10 protein-coding genes are annotated in these 3,865 nt (G+C 29.0%); all 10 read left to right on the top strand.

Annotation, left to right across the window (positions count from 1 at the left end; all coding sequences use genetic code 11):
• The first annotated feature begins 68 nt into the window (after positions 1-68).
• The gene (locus tag Q0352_RS03305; protein ID WP_299523583.1) at positions 69-215 is read left to right on the top strand and encodes a hypothetical protein; all 147 of its coding nucleotides are present in this window, start codon (positions 69-71) and stop codon (positions 213-215) included.
• Entirely contained in the window at positions 212-496 is a 285-nt protein-coding gene (locus Q0352_RS03300) for a hypothetical protein (RefSeq protein WP_299523580.1), read from the top strand. Before Q0352_RS03305 ends, Q0352_RS03300 begins: the two co-directional genes overlap by 4 nt.
• Positions 496-810 (top strand): hypothetical protein, encoded by a 315-nt coding sequence (locus Q0352_RS03295; protein WP_299523577.1) that lies wholly within the window; start codon positions 496-498, stop codon positions 808-810. Before Q0352_RS03300 ends, Q0352_RS03295 begins: the two co-directional genes overlap by 1 nt.
• A gap of 133 nt (positions 811-943) precedes the next feature.
• Positions 944-1,567: a hypothetical protein gene (locus Q0352_RS03290; protein WP_299523574.1), complete on the top strand. Its 624-nt coding sequence runs from the start codon at positions 944-946 to the stop codon at positions 1,565-1,567.
• Positions 1,564-2,013 (top strand): hypothetical protein, encoded by a 450-nt coding sequence (locus Q0352_RS03285; RefSeq protein WP_299523571.1) that lies wholly within the window; start codon positions 1,564-1,566, stop codon positions 2,011-2,013. The genes Q0352_RS03290 and Q0352_RS03285 overlap by 4 nt, the downstream gene beginning before the upstream one ends.
• Positions 1,998-2,837 carry a hypothetical protein gene (locus tag Q0352_RS03280; RefSeq protein ID WP_299523568.1) on the top strand — a complete coding sequence of 280 codons (840 nt, stop codon included), beginning with the start codon at positions 1,998-2,000 and terminating at the stop codon, positions 2,835-2,837. The genes Q0352_RS03285 and Q0352_RS03280 overlap by 16 nt, the downstream gene beginning before the upstream one ends.
• A 1-nt stretch (position 2,838) precedes the next feature.
• Positions 2,839-3,054 carry a hypothetical protein gene (locus Q0352_RS03275; protein ID WP_299523565.1) on the top strand — a complete coding sequence of 72 codons (216 nt, stop codon included), beginning with the start codon at positions 2,839-2,841 and terminating at the stop codon, positions 3,052-3,054.
• A gap of 34 nt (positions 3,055-3,088) precedes the next feature.
• The gene (locus tag Q0352_RS03270; RefSeq protein WP_299523562.1) at positions 3,089-3,283 is read left to right on the top strand and encodes a hypothetical protein; all 195 of its coding nucleotides are present in this window, start codon (positions 3,089-3,091) and stop codon (positions 3,281-3,283) included.
• Positions 3,284-3,300: 17 nt separating this feature from the next.
• Complete coding sequence (locus Q0352_RS03265) at positions 3,301-3,498, top strand: hypothetical protein (RefSeq protein WP_299523559.1); 198 nt, start codon at positions 3,301-3,303, stop codon at positions 3,496-3,498.
• A partial coding sequence (locus Q0352_RS03260; protein ID WP_299523556.1) for a hypothetical protein occupies positions 3,495-3,865 on the top strand: 371 nt, incomplete at its 3' end. The genes Q0352_RS03265 and Q0352_RS03260, both read left to right, overlap by 4 nt.

The raw sequence follows: 3,865 nt of genomic DNA, 5'->3' as shown, positions 1-3,865 counted from the left end.
AATAATTATAACTGTATTATCAATTGTTTTTTGGTATGTTGTTTTTCAACTATTAAAATAGAAAAATTATGATGGCAAAAAAGAAATTAAATGACTTTAGATTTCCTACGGATAGAAAATTCTTTGATATGGTAGTTGAGGCGGAAACTGAAGAGGAAGCTATTAAAGTGTATAATCAATTTAGGAAAAAAGAATTTAAAATAGGTAAATTATGATTAGAGAAAAGAAATTAAAGGAAGCTGTAATGGAATGCTATATAAGATTGTACAAAGCATCTGTGCCATCTGTTGATTTTAATGATTTGATAAAGAATGCTAAAATTAATGAGCAAGGTCAGAAAGAGATACCTTATAACGATTATTTAATTGACTTTGATTTAGAAACTGAAATTATAAATGGTATAATTAAAGAATTTAAAATTAACAAACTTTACGCAAATAGATTTAAAGCGACAATTTACTTAGGTTGTTCTCCAAAATATAAATTAAAAGAATAATGACAGAATTTATATACCCAGATATAAATGGTTACAAGGTAACTATTAAAGCACCCACTAAAAATAAAGCAGATAAAATTGCTGGTGGAATACAAAATATAGTTAATCTTCAAACAAATTTAACTGAACACCAAAAACATACAATATTAGAATTGTTTTATCGTACAGAATTAAGATTTTGCGAGAAAGTTATTAACAATACCGATATTGCAATTGCTAATGAGCTGGGTATTACAAAGGGATTGGTAACTAATTTAATACAAAATCATTTAGATTTTAAATTTAAAAGAATAAATAGTGGTCGTTTGGTTTAATTAATTGTACATTTGCACAAATAACGTGGTCTTCACTTAGCGGTTTAGTAAATAGGTTATGAAGTTCCTCGCCACGTTATTTTCTTTTCTTTTTTTTTACACAAAAACTTTTACAAAAAACTTAATACAAATTATGGCAAATAATAAAGGTTGGATTAGTTTACACCGCCAGTTTGAAGAACATTGGCTCTGGAATGAGAAAAGGGTTTTTAGCAAAGCTGAAGCGTGGATTGATATACTTATGACAACTAATCACTCACAACAGAAAGTAGTTATTAAAAACGCTTTATATACCGTTAAACGTGGAGAATCTTTGCTAAGTTTAAAGAGTTGGGGTTTACGCTGGAAATGGGAGAAAAGCAAAGTCAGACGTTTTTTAGATACTCTAGAGAAAGATGAAATGATTACGACTAAAAATGAAACGCAAACGACACGGTTAATTGTTTGTAATTACGATAATTACCAGACTTTAGGTAACGCAAAAGAAACGGTTGTTAAACCCATAAAACCAATACCACAGGCAAATCCAAAACCTAAAATAGAAATACCCTCTTTAAGAGAATTTTGTTTATACGCTGAATCAAGAGATAATGATTATAAACTAAAGAAAAGCGGAATAGTTTTAAAATATAATGCTTGGATTGAAAATAAATGGCGCAATGGATTTAACAAACCTATTGTAAACTGGAAAACTACACTATTAAATACGCTTGTACATATTCCAAAAGAATGGAAAAAAACAGAAACTAGATTATGATAAAGCCATTTGAAATAATAGAAGCACAAAAAAAGGTAATTGATGACCTAAAATATAAATTACAGTTTTCTAATGATAAAGTAAAAGACGCTAGTGTTATTAACACGCTCGTAGATACAGTCAATTCGTTTGAGAGTATGCTAATATCAAAATATTATACGGACGCCTTAGAACTCTTTATTTACAGTTTAATTTATGAGTGGTTTTTGCAGTTTGATATTGCTAATAAAGAAATACCTTTGGATTTAATGGTATGGAATATTGATAAAGATATACGAGAAGGGCTGAAAAGTAAAAAAGAAAGTGTAATTTTGCTACTCAAAACTCACGAATTGGGTAATTTAGATAAATATGAAATAGAAAATCACGAATACGCAGACTTTAGAGGTATGTTAGACAAACTTATAAATGAATTTAAAACGCAAATAAAATGGTCAAAAAAATAGATATAAAAAATATGCAAACTAATGGCGTTTTTGATTTCAATAAAATGCACAATGATAGTTTTGTAGATGTAAACGAAAAATTACCTTATCCTCCAGTTGCTTTAAGCGTGGGTGAAACTAATTTAGGGCAAGAAAGATACCCAATACCCTTTGGAACTTTTGGGAACTTTAGCTGTATCGTTGGCGCAAGTAAAGCAAAAAAGACCTTTATAAAATCGTTAATTTTAGCTTCTTTTATTGGTGGCAAATCTACAAACTACGCTAGTGATTTTAAAAGCCACAGAGAAAAAGATATGTTTATACTTGACTTTGATACCGAACAAGGCAAATGGCACAGCCAAAGGGTCTTTAGACGTGTTATAGATATTGCTGGAGGTAATTACGAAATGTATAAACCATTTTACCTTAGACGTTATGATTATAAAGAAAGATTGCAATTTATAGAGTATTGTATTTTAGAGAGTGAGTACAGAAATAATATAGGATTTGTTAATATTGACGGTTTTGCGGATTTAGTTAAGGATGTGAACGATTTAGAAAGTTGCAATAGTTTGGTACAGTCAATGTTAAAATGGACTGATATAAGTCAATGCCATTTAACGGGCATCTTACACTCGAATTACGATACTTTAAAGCCGACAGGACATTTAGGAAGTGCTATATTAAAAAAGAGCGAAACGGTTTGTAATTTATCAGTAGATGAAAATGATCCGAAATATACAAATGTAACTTTTAAATATACAAGGTCATTTCCAATAGATGATTTTAGCTTTTATATTGATGATTTTGGATTACCTATTGCGGAAAAACAAAAACACTTTTAATATGTTATACAACAAAAAAGACCTTAGCTTAAACGTAAATGAGTTTATGATAGCAGATAACCATTATAGGATTACAGGCACTAAAACAGGCTTAAAAGGCGTAGGGTTCGCAATTGATACTATCATAAACGAAACGAATGGAAATACAAAAACCATAGCAAGACAAAGTTTGATAAATATGTTAGAAAAATACAAAGCAACAAAAGTATATAAATAAGTATATAAAAATAAAAAAAAGTAAACATATAATTATGAAAATAGACTTAAAAAAATTAACCGATTTAGAATTTGACGGAATTGATATGAATGACTATCCTGATTTTGTGGATGCGTTTTTATCGAATGCTTATTATATCGACAGAGATTTAACCGATGAAGAATTGGACTACATTAACGATAACGAATACGAATTTGTAAATGAGAACGCTTACGATTCATTATTTTAATAATAAAATCAAAAACTATGAAAAAAACAAATGATGATTTAAAAGTTTTAAAAAAGTGTTTTGACGATGTTGTCTGGATGGCTATAAGATACGCTGACGGAAGGCACACTTATGCCCCAGATATGGTTAAATGTGCTATAAATGAATTTAAAAAAGTATTCCCAGATTGGGAATTAAAAGAAGATATTACAATAAAAACAAAACAAAAACTATGAAAGAGTACAGAAAAAGATTAAACGATGCTAAAGCTGAATTTCTTGGCTTAGATTTAAAGCCTCAAACTTTGCACGGAAACGCTAAGTATTGTTTGGATAAAGACCAATACGAGAAATTAAAGTTTTTTAAAGTTGAAAAAAGTAAAACAGATAATGATTGGAGAAGGTTAAGAACAGGTGGTTTTGAAGTTATTTTAGAGGATATTTTAGAAAATGAAAAAAAGTCAAGTAAAACGAACGGAATACTTGACAAAAGTAATGTTTTAGTGATTGGCGATTTGCACGAACCTTTTTGCTTAGATGGTTATTTAGAATTTTGCAAAGATACATATAAAAAATATAATTGTAATAAGGTTATTTTTATTGG

The sequence above is a fragment of the uncultured Lutibacter sp. genome, assembly GCF_937891065.1.
Taxonomy (GTDB): Bacteria; Bacteroidota; Bacteroidia; order Flavobacteriales; family Flavobacteriaceae; genus Lutibacter.
Note: the sequence above shows the minus strand (reverse complement) of the source record. Positions and strands in the feature narration are given on the sequence as shown.

Excerpts from the sequence above, each read along its gene's own strand:
- Q0352_RS03295 (WP_299523577.1), top strand. The coding sequence starts at position 496 with ATGACAGAATTTATATACCCAGATATAAATGGTTACAAGGTAACTATT.
- Q0352_RS03275 (WP_299523565.1), top strand. The coding sequence starts at position 2,839 with ATGTTATACAACAAAAAAGACCTTAGCTTAAACGTAAATGAGTTTATG.
- Q0352_RS03290 (WP_299523574.1), top strand. The coding sequence starts at position 944 with ATGGCAAATAATAAAGGTTGGATTAGTTTACACCGCCAGTTTGAAGAA.
- Q0352_RS03270 (WP_299523562.1), top strand. The coding sequence starts at position 3,089 with ATGAAAATAGACTTAAAAAAATTAACCGATTTAGAATTTGACGGAATT.
- Q0352_RS03265 (WP_299523559.1), top strand. The coding sequence starts at position 3,301 with ATGAAAAAAACAAATGATGATTTAAAAGTTTTAAAAAAGTGTTTTGAC.
- Q0352_RS03285 (WP_299523571.1), top strand. The coding sequence starts at position 1,564 with ATGATAAAGCCATTTGAAATAATAGAAGCACAAAAAAAGGTAATTGAT.
- Q0352_RS03280 (WP_299523568.1), top strand. The coding sequence starts at position 1,998 with ATGGTCAAAAAAATAGATATAAAAAATATGCAAACTAATGGCGTTTTT.
- Q0352_RS03300 (WP_299523580.1), top strand. The coding sequence starts at position 212 with ATGATTAGAGAAAAGAAATTAAAGGAAGCTGTAATGGAATGCTATATA.
- Q0352_RS03305 (WP_299523583.1), top strand. The coding sequence starts at position 69 with ATGATGGCAAAAAAGAAATTAAATGACTTTAGATTTCCTACGGATAGA.